The 16,726-nt window shown below is 60.0% G+C and carries 13 protein-coding genes; 3 read left to right on the plus strand and 10 right to left on the minus strand.

Going from position 1 to position 16,726, the window contains the following annotated elements; genetic code table 11:
• Positions 1-207 precede the first annotated feature (207 nt).
• A complete protein-coding gene (locus QQJ84_RS15215; RefSeq protein WP_284259161.1) occupies positions 208-2,205 on the minus strand; it encodes a protein-L-isoaspartate(D-aspartate) O-methyltransferase in 1,998 nt (665 codons plus the stop codon).
• Positions 2,206-2,504: 299 nt separating this feature from the next.
• Here QQJ84_RS15215 and QQJ84_RS15220 point away from each other — a divergent pair, with 299 nt between their 5' ends.
• The gene (locus QQJ84_RS15220; protein ID WP_284259162.1) at positions 2,505-3,884 is read left to right on the plus strand and encodes an aromatic ring-hydroxylating oxygenase subunit alpha; all 1,380 of its coding nucleotides are present in this window, start codon (positions 2,505-2,507) and stop codon (positions 3,882-3,884) included.
• A 102-nt stretch (positions 3,885-3,986) separates the two neighbouring features.
• Here QQJ84_RS15220 and QQJ84_RS15225 read toward each other — a convergent pair whose 3' ends face one another.
• Positions 3,987-4,745 (minus strand): SDR family NAD(P)-dependent oxidoreductase, encoded by a 759-nt coding sequence (locus QQJ84_RS15225; protein WP_284259163.1) that lies wholly within the window; start codon positions 4,743-4,745, stop codon positions 3,987-3,989.
• Here QQJ84_RS15225 and QQJ84_RS15230 point away from each other — a divergent pair.
• Positions 4,744-5,133 (plus strand): hypothetical protein, encoded by a 390-nt coding sequence (locus tag QQJ84_RS15230; protein ID WP_284259164.1) that lies wholly within the window; start codon positions 4,744-4,746, stop codon positions 5,131-5,133. The genes QQJ84_RS15225 and QQJ84_RS15230 overlap by 2 nt on opposite strands.
• 82 nt (positions 5,134-5,215) lie before the next feature.
• Complete coding sequence (locus tag QQJ84_RS15235; RefSeq protein WP_284259165.1) at positions 5,216-5,743, plus strand: MarR family winged helix-turn-helix transcriptional regulator; 528 nt, start codon at positions 5,216-5,218, stop codon at positions 5,741-5,743.
• A gap of 107 nt (positions 5,744-5,850) precedes the next feature.
• Here the strand turns inward: QQJ84_RS15235 and QQJ84_RS15240 are convergent, their stop codons facing one another.
• The 8 genes from QQJ84_RS15240 to QQJ84_RS15275 form a co-directional block, all read right to left on the minus strand.
• On the minus strand, positions 5,851-7,047 hold the full coding sequence (locus QQJ84_RS15240; protein ID WP_284259166.1) for a YbfB/YjiJ family MFS transporter: 1,197 nt from the start codon (positions 7,045-7,047) through the stop codon (positions 5,851-5,853).
• 244 nt (positions 7,048-7,291) lie between these two features.
• Positions 7,292-8,659, minus strand: a complete 1,368-nt coding sequence (locus QQJ84_RS15245; RefSeq protein ID WP_284259167.1) for an L-serine ammonia-lyase — start codon at positions 8,657-8,659, stop codon at positions 7,292-7,294.
• Between the two features lie 3 nt (positions 8,660-8,662).
• Positions 8,663-9,229 carry a sarcosine oxidase subunit gamma gene (locus QQJ84_RS15250; protein WP_284259168.1) on the minus strand — a complete coding sequence of 189 codons (567 nt, stop codon included), beginning with the start codon at positions 9,227-9,229 and terminating at the stop codon, positions 8,663-8,665.
• Positions 9,222-12,200 (minus strand): sarcosine oxidase subunit alpha family protein, encoded by a 2,979-nt coding sequence (locus QQJ84_RS15255; protein ID WP_284259169.1) that lies wholly within the window; start codon positions 12,198-12,200, stop codon positions 9,222-9,224. The genes QQJ84_RS15250 and QQJ84_RS15255 overlap by 8 nt, the downstream gene beginning before the upstream one ends.
• Positions 12,197-12,466 (minus strand): sarcosine oxidase subunit delta, encoded by a 270-nt coding sequence (locus QQJ84_RS15260; RefSeq protein WP_284259170.1) that lies wholly within the window; start codon positions 12,464-12,466, stop codon positions 12,197-12,199. Before QQJ84_RS15260 ends, QQJ84_RS15255 begins: the two co-directional genes overlap by 4 nt.
• Positions 12,467-12,479: 13 nt before the next feature.
• The gene (locus tag QQJ84_RS15265; RefSeq protein ID WP_284259171.1) at positions 12,480-13,733 is read right to left on the minus strand and encodes a sarcosine oxidase subunit beta family protein; all 1,254 of its coding nucleotides are present in this window, start codon (positions 13,731-13,733) and stop codon (positions 12,480-12,482) included.
• 181 nt (positions 13,734-13,914) lie between these two features.
• Positions 13,915-15,195 carry a serine hydroxymethyltransferase gene (glyA, locus tag QQJ84_RS15270; protein ID WP_284259172.1) on the minus strand — a complete coding sequence of 427 codons (1,281 nt, stop codon included), beginning with the start codon at positions 15,193-15,195 and terminating at the stop codon, positions 13,915-13,917.
• A 142-nt stretch (positions 15,196-15,337) separates the two neighbouring features.
• The gene (locus QQJ84_RS15275; RefSeq protein ID WP_284259173.1) at positions 15,338-16,546 is read right to left on the minus strand and encodes an aminopeptidase P family protein; all 1,209 of its coding nucleotides are present in this window, start codon (positions 16,544-16,546) and stop codon (positions 15,338-15,340) included.
• Positions 16,547-16,726: the final 180 nt, after the last annotated feature.

Genomic DNA, 16,726 nt, shown 5'->3' on the forward strand with positions numbered 1-16,726 from the left:
CGACATCGAGGGCGTATGAATGGCACCCGTGACCGCGCAGCTGATGATGACTTTGTTGTCGTGCATAGAATATCTCCCCTCGGACGCAACCTGCGCCCGATATATTACAATGTTGTACGCTTGTATATGGTAATCTGCCTAGCTTATCCGCGGGCTTTTTGTCACAACCCGGCGCCCCAAGCCAGCACGCGCGGCGCGCTGGAGATGTCACAAACCAAAGGGATAGGTATCGGGTAGCCCCTCAAGCTCTTTGGTCTCGAAGGGGGTCACCGCCTGGGTTGAATCGAACCAGACATACTCGTCGAATTGCTCCGGCAGAACGGCCTGGAAATAATGGCTGCCGCGTTCGGTCTCCGGCCGGTAAATGACACCTATCGCCCGTTCCAGATGGGGGGTCAGCAGTTTAGCGCGCGCCCGCGGGGCTGACTCGGCGCGCAACGGCAGCATAAAGCGTGGATGGCCGGTTTCATGGCAAAGCCGCTCATAGCTTTGTGGAAGCGATGGGCGCACGGATTTGATCTCCATCACGCCGTCCCAGCTGGAAGCCGCGGCCACTGTTCCTGAATGGGTGCCAAAACCTATGGCATAGGCGCCATCGCCAAAACTGCCTTTGCACAATTGGCCGATGTTGAACTCGCCGCGCGCCGCCATCTCCGTCGCCGCGGCATTGCCGATGTGGGAGTTATGCGCCCAGACGATGGCCTTGGCGTCCGTGCCATGAAAATCCAGCAGCGCCTTCAATGTCTCGAACATATGGTTGTCGCGCAGATTCCAGGAGGCGCGGCTGCCCTGATACATGATCCGGTAATACCGCTCGGCATCGCTCACCAGCCGGGCGTTTTGCATCGCATCCATGAAGCGTTCACCATCGTGCACGGTATAGTCGCTCTGTTTGCGCACGATATCCTCAAGCATGCGGACCACCTCAGCCTCGCAGTTCCGCAAATTTCCGTTCGACGCCGCGCGGCCATATGTCGCGGGGTCACTTTGCCAGGGCGTCAGGCAGCCATATCGCTCCCGTGCGATCTTCGCGGAATCCGGATCGACTTCATCCAGATATTTTAGAATTACGCCGATGGAGGTGTAGAGACTGTAGAGATCAAGCCCATAAAACGCGATCCGCCGGGGGGCGGCATAATTTTTATTATGGGCGTGCAGCCAATCCACGAACGAGCGCATCTCCTTGTTGCGCCACATCCAGGCCGGGAATCGCGCAAATGCCGTCCATTCACTGGGCGGATATTCAAAATGGCGCACATAATGGTCAAGGCGCGCCACATCGGGCCAGTCGCCTTCGATCGCGACAAAGCGGAAGCCTTTGCGTTCTATCAACTCCTGGGAAATGCGCTGCCGCATCAGATAAAACTCGGCTGTGCCGTGGCTCGCTTCACCAAGCAACACAATTTTCGCATCACCGATCCGCTCCAGCAGCCTCTCGAGATTTGCCTCGCCGATTGAGCCGAACGGTTCAGCCGCAACGGAAATGGCGCCCACGATATCCGCCTCGGCCAATCGCCGCCGCGCCGGGCCTGGCTCTGGCGGAGCCGGCGCATTTTCCTCGCTCCAGCCCTCATTGCCAATGAGCGGCACAAACCGGACATCGGCGAGGTCCTCGCTTTTGAAAGCGCCGCCGGGGAGCCTGGTCACGCGCACAAGCTCCTGGGCGCGCGGATTGATGCCCACCGGAATGACCAGCCGGCCGCCGATCTTCAGTTGTTCCTTAAGCGATTGCGGAACCTCCGGCCCGCCTGCCGTGACGATGATGGCATCATAGGGTGCCTCCGGGGGCCAGCCCAGGCTGCCATCGGCATGCAGGACATGGATATTGTCATAGCCAAGAGCCTTCAGCGCCGCGCTTGCCGTCTCGGCCAGTTCGCCGATGCGCTCCACCGTGTAGACCTGCGCCGCAATTTCGCCCAGCACAGCCGCCGCGTAACCCGAGCCGGTGCCGATTTCGAGAATTTTCTCACCGCCCGCCAGACCGAGCGCCTCCGTCATCAGCGCCACGATATAGGGCTGGGATATGGTCTGGCCCGCCGCGATGGGAAGCGGCGAATCCTCATAGGCAAATTCCCGAAGCCGGTCTGAGATAAAAGCTTCCCGCGGCACTTTGCGCAACGCCGCCAATACCAGGCTGGATTTGATTCCACGCGCTTCTATCTGATTTTCCACCATATCCGCACGAAGCTGCGAAAGGTCACGCATAACGCCTCCATCTGGCCCGCCATCACCCCGATGGTGAAAATCCGGACCATTCCCGCACAATGGCCGCCCGAGAATTTTTTGGACGGATCGATCAAAGATCACCGTCACCTATAATCATAAATTGGTGGAAATCTCCTTGATTGAAATCAATGTTGCACCGCAGCAGGCGCCCTCCGTGCCTTCATCCGCCGCGCCATAACCGGACAGTATTATGCTAGCATAATATATTGACTTTCCCATGACGGATCGTATGCTGGCGCAAAAGCCCCTTGGGGCCGAAAAACGGGAGTTGCCAGAGCATGCCGAAGATCGCCCCAGCCTATCGCGATACCTCAGCGCCAAGCTATCAGGAGGTCATTAAGCATGATCCGCGGCCGGCCCCCGCGCTGTTTACCGCCTATTCCGAAGCCGCAATCGACGTGCCGGGCGTGCCGCGCTCCCAATATACCAGCCCCGAGTTCGCCCAGGCGGAATTGGAGCGCATGTGGCCGCGCGTCTGGCAAGTGGCATGCCGCGAGGAGCAAATTCCCGAAACCGGTGACCTTGTGGTCTATCACAGCCCCGGTGCCTCGCTGCTCATCGTCCGCAGCGGACCCGATGAAATCAAGGCATTTTACAATAGCTGCCTGCATCGCGGCATGCAGCTTTGCGCGCATGACACCAGCGTGCAAAAACTCACCTGCCCGTTTCACGGCTTTGCCTGGAACCTCGATGGCAGCCTGGCGCATGTCCCGGCGCGTTGGGATTTTCCACAACTCGAAGAAGCAAAATTCAACCTGCCCGAAGCGCGCACCGGCCGCTGGGGCGGGTTTGTGTTCATCAACCGGGACCCGGATGCAGCGCCGCTGGAAGACTACCTCGCCAATCTGCCGGAACACTTTGCCGATTGGCCGCGCGAGAGCGTTTATCTGGCGCAGATGATCCACAAGACAATGAATGCGAACTGGAAAACCTGCATTGAGGGATTTATCGAATCCTTCCACCTCGCCGGCATTCATTCGCAGGCGCTGCCATTTGGCGGCGACGCCAGCACGCAATATGATGTCTGGCCCGGCAACGAGACAATCAGCCGTTTTCTCGAACCCGTCGGCGTGCAGAGCGATCAGTATCCCCGCAGGCTGAATGAGCAGGAGATCCTTGAAGCCTCGCTCGCGACCGTGTTTGGCGGCAGTGAATTTCCACAACTGCCCAAAGACATGCGCGCCCGCACATTCCTTGCCACCGCGACGCGCCAGGCGATGAGCGCGGCGGATGGCCGCGATTATAGCACGCTCTCGGACACGGAAGCGGCGGACGCGATGCAATATTCGGTATTCCCGAATTTCGTCCTGTTCCGCTCCCTTACCTATCCTTATGCCTACCGGTTCACACCGGTGCGCGATAATCCGAATCAAGCCGTGTTCGACTTCATGATTTTTAAGCCAAAGCCGCAAGACGGATCGCCGGTACCCGAAACGGAGCATGTGGATTTAGGCCCCGGCGACAGTTTCGCCGCGTGCGGCGCATTGCCGCCGTGGCTTGGACAGATTTATGACCAGGACTCGGTGGGGCTGGCAATGTGCCAAGCGGGCCTGCGCGACGGTGGCACCGCCGGCGTGATGTTCTCTGCCTATCAGGAAGTGCGCATCCGCCATCTTCATCAGACCTTGGCACGATATCTGGCAATGCCGCCGCTATAGCGCGATCCTGCTTTGGCGGCCTGATTAAAAAAAGACCGCCTCATCATTGAGGCGGTCTTTTTTATCTCCGGGATAACCCGGCTTTCGCCGGGCCTTTCACGGTCAGAACTGAACGCGTTTGGTGTAACCGCCATCAATGATGAGATTGGTGCCGGTGATATAAGATGCCGCCGGACTCGCGAGAAATGCCACCGCCTTCGCCACATCATCCGGCGCCCCGAAACGCCCCAGCGGAATCTGTGCCAGCGTGGCATCATAAAGACCCGGCATGGCTCCCTTGATCATTTCCCAGTTGCCGCCCGGATAGCTCACCGGACCGGGAGAGACAATGTTGACGCGAATACCCTCAGCGGCCCAGGCCTGGGAGAGCTGCTTGCCGTAAGTTATAAGCGCCGCCTTGATGGCGTTAAATGCCTGAGGAATCAAAAAAGTCTCCACCGCCGCGGTGCTCGACATCAAAATCACCGAACCACTGCCGGATTTCGCAAGATAAGGCTGCAATGCCTCGCACCCATCAACCGCGCCAAGCATGTCGATTTCAAAACTCTGTTGCCAATCCTGTGTTGCGGCATTGCCCGAAGAGCTGAGGCTATGGATAAAAATATCCGCGCCGCCCAGTTTTTCGGCGAGGCCACCCAGAAAAGATTTGTAACCTTCGCGATCGGTCAGCGTAAATGCTTGCGCGATCACCTTTGCACCATTTTTCGCCAATGCGGCGCGATGCGCCTCCAAGGCTTCGGCATTACGGGAAAACATGCCGATTTCCGCACCCTCGGCCGCCAGCAATTCCGTAATCGCCTTGCTGATGCCACGCGCCGCGCCGCCGATAATAACCTTCCGCTCCTTGAGTCCTAAATCCATGTTATTATTCCTCCTGGTTTTGATTTTCCGCGCAATTTTCATGATCAGTCAGAGATTAAGTATGCACGCTTATGACCCGCAAGTGAACCACCAAAGGCAATGTTTTGAAAAAAATTTAGCGATTCCTTCTGATGCAGAAGCCACCGCCCAACAGCCGGCCGCAGTGCAGCATCACGCCCCATGGCGGCCACGCGCCGAAGCGGAAAAGCCATTTCCCGCAAGCAGCGTCCGGGCAGGCGTCAGCGTGGTTAATTGCATCGCAGAGTTTTTATCCTGCATTTTCTTAAAATTTTCCGGTAATGTGGTAATCGGCGCAATGGTTGCGCACAGATATATGCGAGAACATAATCATATGCAGGAACAATGGATTGCCCGGCGGGCGTTCTGAAGCCCATGCTGTTCGCACCATTGCATTTAACGGCCCAGCTGATAAACCTGAACAACCCGGCTAATTGATTGAGGAGCAGGTCTTGCCGCGAAGCGTTAAGGAGGGAAGGCCAGGCACCTCGCGCCGGCCCAATACCATTACAAAACCCGAAATGGACCCGGTAAAAAACGGCGCCGCCTACATGCTCCAGGTGGTGGCGCGGCTGCAGACAACCAGCTTCATCGGCAGGGTTGCGGGAAGTGGCGTGCATCCCGCTGGCGCGTATGTATTGCATGAGCTTTGGCGGGCAGCACCACTATCGCAGACGGAATTATCAAAACGGCTGGACATCGGCAACGCCACCGTCGGGCAGACCGTCAAGCGGCTTGAAAGCCGAGGTCTGGTCAAGCGGAAACAATCGACTGAGGACCGCCGTGTCGTCATGGTTGAGCTTACCGCAAAGGGGCGCTCACTGGAGATTTTCTTTGACCGCGAGACCCAAGGGTTGACCGCGGAGATCAACGGCGTTCTGGGCTTGAAGGGCACAGAGACGCTAACAAAGCTGCTGACCCGTCTTGCGGATCATTTCCGCGCAAGCCTCTCAACGGATGACCCAGAGAAACCAGAATGACGCGATAATTCACGGCAACTTCTGATTTTCTGGTAAATTTCAAAGCACAATGAAAACCACGGGCCGCAAATCATGTCGCCGGCAGAGGCACGCAGGATGGAGCTACGTCACGATGTCCTCATGCCCCGCGCCATCCGCGCTGTTAGTAAAATCAGCAGAAAACCACCGGCCATTGCCAGCGCCCCGATGCTGAACAGCAGACCGTAGCTGCCCGTTACACGAAACAGATGCGACAGCAGCGCCGCGGCAATTGCCTGCGTCACCGAATAGACCATGGCCGCCAGCCCCCAATCCGCCGCGAGCCGGGCCGAGGGCACCATGCCCGCAATGGCCCCTGCCACCAGCATCACCGTTCCCAATGCCACCGCTCCAACACAAATGGCGGATAAAACCAGTGCCGCGGCAGCATGCGTGAATAGCGGTATCGCAACGGCGAAGCCCATCACCAAAAAACCGCTGCCCAATGCAGGCAGAAAGCCGAACCGGTCCGCAACCCGCCCCAACACAGGCGGGCCCAGCATGGCCGCCACGCCAACCCAGGCCGCCATCATCGCGCCAGCCGCTACGCCGCGCCCCAAGCCAAGCGCCACGAAACTGGACCAGAAGAGCATGTGTGGCATGAATCCAAGCGCTGCGAGCGCATAGGCGGCGATCAGCACCACCACAGCACGCGGCGGCAAGCCATTGGCAACATGCCGGGGCGCCGGTTCAACGCGCGAGTCTGGCATTATCAACGCCACGGCCAGCGTCGCCACCGCGCATAAAATACCCAGCGCACTCCAGGTAAAAGCCAGCCCGCGGAGCAGGAGATGCGGCATCAGCAGCGCGCTGAAGGCCGTGCCCGCGCCCATCCCCGAAAACGCGAACCCGCTCACCCGTCCGCGCACCGCGGCTGGCACCCTGCCCACAACCGATGACGCCATCAGCACCATTATGATCCCACCGGTCACGCCAGAGACCAAACGCCAAAGAGCAAACCAAACCCAACCCCAGTTCAACGCGCAGCATAACGTCGCGGTGGCCGTGACGCCCATTGACAGCACCATCGCAGGTTTCGCCGGATAAGAGCGGCGCCACGCCCTGGCCACCGCCACGCCGATGAAATATCCTGCGAGATTCGCGGTGGCAAACCAAAAGGCGTCCGCGGCGCTGTACCAATGCGCCTGGGCCAGCGCCGGCACGAGCGGCGCGAAGCTGAAGCGGGCAATGCCGATACCCACAAACATGGCCAGCAAGCCGCTGAGCGCGGCACGGGCGACAGGAAAGGACGGCGCCGCCGCCGTTATCAATGCCGCTTGGCGCATGAAGAGCTTTCTGGCTGGTCTCGCGTTATCGTTGAATATCAACGGAAATTACCAACGCCCGGGATAAAATTGGCGCGGGAGTTTCGGATGCCCTTGCGGATATCCCGAAATAACCACGATGCGAACAACATATTTCGTCAACAGGCCGGTTTGGATAACCGGGAGGACATCCGTGCCAGGCCATATGCGCCTCCGCAATGGGCAACCAGGGCGGCAAAATGCAGAAAAAATCCCTGAAAAATCTTCAACATTCGATAAAATTCGCGGCAAGTCCGCCGAGTGATGTTTCCTTGTATTTTGAGTTCATGTCCGCGCCGGTTTGGCGCATCGTTGCAATAACCTGATCGAGCGAGACGAAATGGGAACCATCGCCGCGTTTGGCCAGCGAGGCCGCGCTGATCGCCTTGATGGCGCCAAACGCATTGCGCTCGATGCAGGGTATCTGCACCAGCCCGCCAATCGGGTCGCAGGTCATGCCCAGATGATGCTCCATGGCGATCTCTGCGGCGTTTTCCACCTGCTCGTTGCTGCAGCCACGCGCCGCCGCCAGCCCGGCGGCCGCCATCGATGCCGCAACCCCGACCTCACCCTGGCAGCCCACTTCAGCGCCGGAAATCGAGGCATTGGTCTTGAACAATCCGCCGATCGCGGCAGCCACGAATATGAAATTCCGCATGCCCTCGTCCGACGCGCCAGGGCACATCGTACGGTAATAGCGCAACACCGCGGGTATGACACCAGCAGCGCCATTGGTCGGCGCGGTGACGATCCGCCCGCCGGCCGCATTTTCCTCGTTCACCGCCATGGCAAACAGGCTGACCCAGTCCATCTTCTCATGCGGGGCCATGTCGTTGCGGTTTGTATCGGCTTCAAGCCGTTCGTGCAAAGCTCTGGCGCGGCGCGGCACCTTCAACGCGCCTGGCAACAGGCCCTCGCCACACAACCCCCTGTCGATCACGGCCATCATGATGGCAATCATCCGATCCACATACGCAATAACCTCCGCCTCCGGGCGGAGCGCGAATTCGTTTGCGCGCACAATCGCAGCGATCGTCAACCCCGTCTCCCGGCCTATGCGCAAAAGATCAACCGCATGATCGAATGGATAAGGCACCGGCGCTAAAATCGCGCCGCGTTCGCCTGGCTGGTCCTCGCGCACCACAAACCCGCCGCCAACCGAACACCAGCGCTCCGCGGCAAGGCAGGCGCCGGTGTCATCCAGCGCCTCGAACGCCAATGTATTGGGGTGGCGCGGCGCCGGTGTTTCACGGTCAAATGTGATATCGGTTGCGGGGATAAACGGAATTTCCCTTCCACCTAATGCGAGCCTGCCACGTAGCGAAATATCCGCGACCAGGGACTCCGCGCGGCCGGGGTCCACTGTATCGGGCAATTCGCCGGCCAGCCCAAGAACAACCGCCTTGTCCGTGGCATGCCCCTTGCCCGTCCACGCCAGCGAACCAAACAGCGTAACGCGCAGCCGCGCGACGCGCGCAGCCACCCCCGCCGCCATCAATCCTGCAACAAAATGATTGGCCGCACGCATCGGCCCCGTGGTGTGCGAAGACGATGGGCCTATCCCGGCCTTGAACAGCTCAAATACGCTTATCATCGTCTATTCCGGGTATTCACGGCCGACGATGGATAGCAGACTCCAGACATAGGGCACAAAAGATCGCCAAACCTCCAGATAAAAACTAAACTCATCCTGGCGCCAAAGCACGGCTTCCGCCTTAAAAAAATTCGTGCGTGTCACCATCCCAACCGGAAAGGCGGCGAGGTCAAAATCAAGCGCGCAACCGCTGTTGAGAATATCAGGCACTGCCGCGCCATTGAGCATGAGGCCGGTCTGGCGATGGCTGATGTCCGTCAGCGAATAACGCCTATCCGTCAGCCGCGCCGCGAGGAGTGGCGCCACGCTAGCGGCCTCGGTTTCGGGCCAGAGCAACAGCCATTCATCCGGGCTTAGGCGCATCGCGCCGCGGCTGTTCACCACCGAGGCGCGGTTAAGCGGCACCGCGAGATCGATGCCAAGCGCCTCCGCCGCCGGGCCGATCGCGGCTTCGCGCAACCGCAGCAGAAAACGCGCGCCGCCATTAACCGGGGTGTAGCGCCGGTCACCCGTATCCGCGCAGGGGGGAACGCGCCGCGCTGGCGCAACCATGTGCACAAGATTAGCCATTGAGCCTGACTCCTTCCGGGTCATAGAAAACGGATGAAACCACCGTGACGCGCGCATCGCCGCTTTCAAGCGGGACATGGAGCGTCTCGCCGGTTCGTGCCGCGCCGTCGCGCAACAAGGCCAACGCGATCGACCGGCCGAGGGTCTCGCTCCAATAGGAGGAGGTGATGTGGCCAAGCATTGTCATCGGCTTGGGTTGCGCGGGGTCGGCGACGATATGCGCGCCTTCCTCCAGCACAAGAGCCGGATCGGCGGTGAGCAGGCCGACAAGCTGCTTGCGGTTGGTCTGCGTGGCGAAGGCCTCGCGCGCGAGAGCCCGCTTGCCCACGAAATCAGGCTTCGCCTTGCCAATCATCCCGCTATAACCAACATCGGCTGGCGTCACCGTGCCGTCGGTCTCCTGGCCAACGATGATATACCCCTTCTCCGCGCGCAGCACATGCATGGTCTCGGTGCCATAAGGCGTGATGCCATGCGCAAGCCCGCTCTCCATCAACGCCTCCCAAACGCTCCGGCCATAATCGGCGGGCACGTTGATCTCAAAGCCGAGTTCACCCGTGAAGCTGACACGGAACAGCCTGGCGGGAACCCCCGCGATGCGGCATTCCACCATGCTCATATGCGGCATGGCCTTGGCGGAAATATCCGCCCCCTCCACCAGCGGTTCAATAACCTGGCGCGCCAGCGGCCCCTGTAGCGCGATCACCGCATATTGCTCGGTGGTCGAGGTCAGCCAGACATCGAGTTCGGGAAACTCGGTTTGCAGATAATCCTCCATCATCGCCAGCACACGCGGTGCGCCGCCCGTGGTAGTGGTGACGTGGAAACATGTCTCGGAGACCCTGCCGATCACCCCGTCATCAATGATGAAACCGTCCTCGCGCAGCAATATGCCATACCGCAACCGTCCCGGCTGCAGCTTGGTCCATGCGTTGATATACATGCGGTTGAGAAACTCCGCCGCATCGGGGCCAACCACCTCGATCTTGCCCAGAGTTGAGGCATCGAATATGCCCACGCCGCCACGCACCGCGCGGCACTCCCGCGCGACCGCCGCGCGCATGTCCTCCCCGCCTTGGGGAAAGTAGCGCGCACGCTTCCAAAGGCCGACATCCTCAAACACCGCGCCCCGCTCGGCCGCCCAGCCGTGAATCGCGGTGCGGCGCTCGGGCTCGAACAATTCGCCGCGCGCGTATCCGGCGAAATAGCCAAACGGCACCGGCGTATAGGGCATGCGGAACGTCGTGGTGCCGATCGCGGAAACCGGCTTGCCCAGTTCCGCCGACATAATTCCCAACGCATTCATGTTGGAAAGCTTGCCCTGGTCAGTCGCCATGCCGGTGGTCGTGAAGCGCTTGACATGCTCAACCGAGCGCATCCCCTCGCGCAACGCCAGCGAAACATCCTTTGCGGTGACATCGTTCTGATAATCAACAAAGGCGCGCACGGAAGTTGGATCCACATGACCCGGCACAACACCGATGAAGCCGCCGCGCGCGAGCGGCGCATTCGTGACCTGATAGGTAACCGCGGCTCCCCCCACGGCGCCGGCGCCCGCCGCGGCACCAGACTCCAACGCCTCCTTCAACGTCTGCAAACCCGCCCCGGCCCCCGCGACGCGGCATGCCTCGGCCGGCGCGCCCGGTAAAAACGCATCCAGTGTGGCATCAAACACCAATTTGCCGCGGCTCTGCGAAAAGAGATGCACGCTGGGCGTGAAGCCGCCCGACATCAGAATGGTGTCACAGTCAATCCGCTGCTCAGCACCACCCGCCAGCGAAACCACGGTGGCACGGGCCACGCGCAGCCGCCCGCCCGTGCCCGAAACGGTGGAGGCCAGATAAATCGGCAACCCCGCCCGGCGCGCCGCCGCGGCATAGGGGCCATCCGCGGCCGGGCGCATATCCACGATCCCCGCAACCGCGCAACCGGCGCGGTGCAGCGCCAGCGCGGTCCGGTAGGCGCTGTCATGCGCGGTGAACACCAGGGGCTTGCGGCCCGGCAAAACACCGTAGCGTTCGGCATAGATACGCGCCGCCTCCGCCAGCATGATGCCCGGACGGTCATTATCAGGGAAGACCAGCGGCCGCTCGATCGCGCCAGCCGCGATCACCACCTCCTTCGCCCGCACCTGCCAGAGCCTGCCCCGGGGCGATGTATCATCCGGCTCACCGGCATGATCAGTCAGCGACTCCGCAAGCCCGAGCATGTTATGCGGAAAATAGCCAAAAGCGATGGTGCGCGCCAAAACCTTAACCTTTGGGAACGCCGCAAGCTGGGCCAGCGCCGCCTTGAGCCAGTCCGCCGCGGGCAAGCCGTCGATCACCGCATCCGGTTCCGCGAGGAGCGAGCCACCCGGCTCGGCTTGTTCATCGCACAAAATCACCCGCGCGCCGGTTTTGGCGGCGGCCAGCGCCGCGGCGAGGCCAGCAGGCCCGGCGCCGATCACCAGCACATCGCAATGCGCGAAACGCTGCGCATAACACGCGGCGTCCGGCGTTTGCGGCGACCGGCCGAGACCTGCCATTTCGCGAATGCGCGGCTCGAAGAATTTCGTCCACGCCTTCCTCGGCCACATGAAGGTCTTATAGTAGAACCCGGCCGGAAAAAAGCGCCAGAGCAGATCGTTCACGGCCCCGTAATCGCGCACCAGCGAAGGAGACCGGTTCTGGCTTTCCGCCTTCAGCCCGTCATACAGCTCCACCTGGGTGGCGCGCAGATTAGGCGTATAATGAGCGTCATCGCAGCCAACGCCGGCAAGCGCATTCGGCTCCTCGGCCCCCGCCGAGAGAATGCCGCGCGGACGGTGATATTTGAATGACCGCCCAACGAGATGCACGCCATTGGCCAGTAGTGCCGAAGCCAGCGTATCGCCCTGATAGCCCTTGTAATGCTTGCCATCGAAGCTGAAGCCAAGTGTGCGCGAGCGGTCGATCCGCCCGCCCGCCGCAAGCCGGTAAGCCTGGGTCATGGGCGTGTCTCCCCGATGCGATAGCTCGCCTCGATATGGTCAGTGTAGGTGTTGCGTTTGACGTTGAAGAACCGCCCGCAGCCATAGGCATGGCGCCAGCGCTCGGCGTGGTCTCCGCGCGGATTGTTCCGGCAATACAGAAATTCGGTCCATCCGGCGTCATCGACCTGGCCCGGATCGGCGGCGCGCACAACATGAGCCTCGCCGCCATAGGCAAATTCAATTTCGGGCCGGTTGCCGCAATAGGGGCATGGAATTAAAAGCATCTCCTGGCTTCCTTCAGTGGGCGACGGCGGCGGCGGCGGCTTCATCAATCAGCCGGCCGGCGCCAAAACGTTCAAGATTAAATGGGGCATTGATCGGGTGCGGCTCGTCCCTGGCGATGGTATAGGCGAAGAGATCCGCCGAGCCGGGCGTCGCCTTGAAGCCGCCGGTCCCCCAGCCACAATTCACATAAAGCCCAGGCACCGGGGTTTTTCCCAAAATAGGCGAGCGGTCAGGCGTGACATCGACAATCCCCCCCCAGTTGCGCATCATCCGCATGCGGCGAAAAATGGGGAATAATTCGCAGATCGCTTCCAACGTGTGCATCGGAATATGCAACGCGCCGCGCTGGCTGTAGGAGATATAGGCATCAGTCCCCGCGCCAATCACCAGTTCGCCCTTATCGGACTGGCTGATATAGGCGTGAATCGTGTTCGACATCACGACGCACGGAAAAATCGGCTTCACCGGCTCTGACACCAGCGCCTGCAACGGATAGCTTTCCAGCGGCATGCGCAGCCCGGCCATCGCCATCACCAGCGAGGTGCTGCCCGCGGCGCTCACGCCGATGCGGCGCGAGGCGATCGGCCCGCGTGTGGTCTGCACACCTGTCACATGGCCGGACGCATCACGCTCGATCCCCGTAACCTCGCAATTCTGGATGATATCAACGCCCAGCGCATCCGCCGCGCGAGCATAGCCCCAGGCCACCGCATCATGCCGCGCGGTGCCGGCCCGGCGCTGCAGGGCCGCGCCAGTGACGGCATGGCGCATACCGGGCGCGATGTTCAGGGGCGGGCAAAATTCCTTGGCCTGCTCAGGCGTCAGCCACTCATTATCAACGCCGTTCAGCCGGTTGGCGGAAACATGGCGTTTGAAACTCTGCTCGTCATGCACATTATGCGCCACCATCAGCACGCCGCGCTGCGAGAACATGACATTGTAATTCAGCTCCTGGGACAAGCCCTCCCAAAGCTTCAACGCATGGTCATAAAGCGCCGCACTTTCGTCGAACAGATAGTTCGAGCGAATGATGGTGGTGTTGCGCCCGGTATTGCCGCCGCCGATCCAGCCTTTCTCGAGCACCGCGATATTGCGCATGCCGTGCTTCCTGGCCAGATAATACGCAGCGCCCAGCCCATGGCCGCCACCACCGACAATGATGGCGTCATAAGATCGCTTTGGTTCAGGCTCGCGCCATTGGGGCTTCCAGCCTTTATGGCCGTTAATCGACTGCCGGATCAGCGCGAGTGCGGAGTAGCGTTGCATCAGATCATAACGCCTTAAGTTTTTGGTTGATTGCTGCGGATATTCGAAATCGCGGAAACGCCGCCCCGGACCTGCGGGCTAAAGCCTGATCGCTTTAAGTGCGATCAGACTCTGGCCGCTTTTCTGAGGGCGATTCACGCTTTCGGCTCGCTCGGTTGAGCGAACCTCAAACGATCGCGCTCTAACGAAACGACGGATAAAGCGGAAATGCGTCGCATAATTCATTCACTTTCCCACGCACGGCGCGTGTCACGGCCTCCTCTTCAGGCTTGCCGATGGAACCCAGCATCTCGCTGATCAACGCAGCGACATGCTCAAATTCACCGGCGCCAAAGCCGCGCGTGGTACAGGCCGGCGTGCCCAGCCTGATCCCGGAGGTAATCGCCGGTTTCTCCGGATCAAATGGAATGCCGTTTTTGTTGCAGGTAATGCCCGCGCGGTCGAGCGCCTGCTCGGCGGCTTTGCCCGTCAGCCCCTTCGGCCTGAGGTCGACCAGAACAAGGTGCGTATCCGTGCCGCCCGAAACAATGCCGCACCCTCTGTTCGCAAGCCCTGCGGCCAGAACAGCCGCGTTCTCGACGACCGCGCGCGCGTAGGTCTTGAATTTCGGGCTCAGCGCCTCGCCAAACGCGACCGCCTTCGCCGCGATGACATGCTCAAGCGGCCCACCCTGAAGCCCGGGAAACACCGCCGAGTTCAGCTTCTTCGCAAGCGCCTCATCATTCGTCAAAATCAGCCCGCCACGCGGCCCGCGCAAGGTTTTATGCGTCGTGCTGGTGACGACATGCGCATGCGGAAACGGGCTGGGATGCACCCCCGCCGCGACCAGGCCCGCAATATGCGCGATATCGACCATCAGAAACGCGCCAACCTCATCGGCAATCGCGCGGAAGCGGGCAAAATCGATAACACGGGGAATGGCCGAGCCCCCGGCAATAATCAAACGCGGACGGTGCTCATGCGCCAGACGCGCCACCTCGTCGTAATCGATCGTTTGCGTTCCGGGATTCACGCCATATTGCACGGCATTCAGCCATTTGCCCGAGAGGGTCGGCGCGGCGCCATGCGTCAGATGCCCGCCATGGGCGAGGCTCATGCCCATGATGGTGTCGCCGGGCTGCAGCAGCGCGAACAAAACCGCGCCATTCGCCTGCGCGCCCGAGTGCGGCTGGACATTTGCAAACGCACAGCCGAACAACAGCCTGGCGCGGTCAATCGCCACCTGCTCGATCACATCCACATATTCACAGCCGCCATAATAACGCCGGCCCGGATAACCTTCCGCGTATTTATTGGTTAAAATGCTGCCCTGCGCCTCCAGAACCGCAGCCGATACGACGTTCTCGCTCGCAATAAGCTCCAGCCCATGGCGCTGGCGGTTCAGCTCATGGCGCAACGCATCCGCGATCACTGGATCGGCGGCCGCGAGATCCAGATCAAAAAAATCTTGTATATCCTGCATTTTTTGGTCCTGATCTGACATGATGTTCTTAACGTTTTTCACAACATCTCCCCTTCCCGGCATTCTATTTTGGCAATGGCTGCCCCGTGACACGTAATTTTATATTGCGATTAAGCATCATTTCCGTGTCACGGGGTGTACGTCACTTCACGATGAGGTGCTCAGGCCCGTAGGGGAAAGCCGTGATGTTGCGGTTTCCATCCTCGGTGAGGACGAGAATATCATGCTCACGATAGCCACCCGCGCCAGGCTTGCCCTCGGGGATGGTGATCATCGGCTCCATGGAGACGACCATGCCCGGCTGCAGCACTGTCTCACAATCCTCGCGCAGTTCCAACGCGCCCTCGCGGCCATAATAATGGCAAAGCACACCAAAGGAGTGACCGTAACCGAAGGAGCGGTACTGCAGCAGCCCCTCGGCGGCATACATCTCGTTCAGTTCGCGCGCCACATCGGCGCATTTCTTGCCCGGCACCAGCAGCTCCTTGCCACGATCATGCACACTGCAATTAAACTCCCACAAGCGGATGTTTTCATCAGTCGCAGTTTCGGCAAACAACGTGCGTTCCAGCGCGACGTAGTAGCCGGCAACCATGGGGAAGCAGTTGAGGCTGAGAATGTCACCGCGCTCGATTTTACGGCTGGTCACCGGGTTGTGCGCGCCATCGGTATTGACGCCCGATTGAAACCAGGTCCAGGTATCCATCAACTCGCCATGCGGCCAGACCTTTGCGATTTCGCGCACCATCGTAGCCGTCGAATGCAGTGCCACCTCATGCTCGGGAACACCAACCTTGATCGCCTCAACGCAGGCGGCGCCGCCAATATCGGCGATCCTCGTCATTTTCGTGATATGCTCGATTTCTTCAGCCGATTTTATCATGCGCAGACGCTGCGCCGAATAAGCGATGTCTACGAACTCAATGGTGGGGAACTCTGCCTTTAGGAGATTCAGCAGGTCTATATTGACGTGATCGAACTCGATGCCAAGACGCTTCACGCCTCCGACCAGCTGCCGCACGGCATGGAAGTAATTGTCTTTCCGCCAATCCGTGTATGTGATGTTGTTGCCAAACGTCCGGCGCCAGGGCTGGCCCGCATCAATACCCGCCGAGATGCTGGTGGATATGTTGTGGTCAACCAGCAGGCCGTAGCGGCGGCCGAAATAACAATACAAGAAGTCGGAATAATAGCAGATATTATGATACGACGTGAACAATGCAGCATCGATGTTCTGCTCTGCCATATGCCCGCGAATGCCGGCCAGGCGCCTCGTCATCTCCTGCGCGGAGAAGGTCGGCTGCACCTTCACACCATTATTCGCAAAATTCTGTAAACGTTCTTGTTCCACGTTCGTTTTCTCCATTAGAATTTTTCATCATTGGCTTTTATCGCCTTTAGATAAATTCCTCTGTATTTATAGGACAGTCAAATGATATGTTTTCACCAAAAAGATGAGTTTAATTCATCATAATGGCGCGTCACACGCACATCGGCGGCGCCTGGCGAAACTGGTTAGCGTATCTCTAAA

The organism is Acidocella aquatica (genome assembly GCF_030160635.1).
Lineage (GTDB): Bacteria > Pseudomonadota > Alphaproteobacteria > Acetobacterales > Acetobacteraceae > Acidocella > Acidocella aquatica.

Excerpts from the sequence above, each read along its gene's own strand:
- QQJ84_RS15260 (WP_284259170.1), bottom strand. The coding sequence starts at position 12,466 with ATGCTTTTAATTCCATGCCCCTATTGCGGCAACCGGCCCGAAATTGAA.
- QQJ84_RS15250 (WP_284259168.1), bottom strand. The coding sequence starts at position 9,229 with ATGGCTAATCTTGTGCACATGGTTGCGCCAGCGCGGCGCGTTCCCCCC.
- QQJ84_RS15215 (WP_284259161.1), bottom strand. The coding sequence starts at position 2,205 with ATGCGTGACCTTTCGCAGCTTCGTGCGGATATGGTGGAAAATCAGATA.
- QQJ84_RS15230 (WP_284259164.1), top strand. The coding sequence starts at position 4,744 with ATGTTATTATTCCTCCTGGTTTTGATTTTCCGCGCAATTTTCATGATC.
- QQJ84_RS15265 (WP_284259171.1), bottom strand. The coding sequence starts at position 13,733 with ATGCAACGCTACTCCGCACTCGCGCTGATCCGGCAGTCGATTAACGGC.
- QQJ84_RS15240 (WP_284259166.1), bottom strand. The coding sequence starts at position 7,047 with ATGCGCCAAGCGGCATTGATAACGGCGGCGGCGCCGTCCTTTCCTGTC.
- QQJ84_RS15245 (WP_284259167.1), bottom strand. The coding sequence starts at position 8,659 with ATGATAAGCGTATTTGAGCTGTTCAAGGCCGGGATAGGCCCATCGTCT.
- glyA (WP_284259172.1), bottom strand. The coding sequence starts at position 15,195 with ATGCAGGATATACAAGATTTTTTTGATCTGGATCTCGCGGCCGCCGAT.
- QQJ84_RS15225 (WP_284259163.1), bottom strand. The coding sequence starts at position 4,745 with ATGGATTTAGGACTCAAGGAGCGGAAGGTTATTATCGGCGGCGCGGCG.
- QQJ84_RS15220 (WP_284259162.1), top strand. The coding sequence starts at position 2,505 with ATGCCGAAGATCGCCCCAGCCTATCGCGATACCTCAGCGCCAAGCTAT.
- QQJ84_RS15255 (WP_284259169.1), bottom strand. The coding sequence starts at position 12,200 with ATGACCCAGGCTTACCGGCTTGCGGCGGGCGGGCGGATCGACCGCTCG.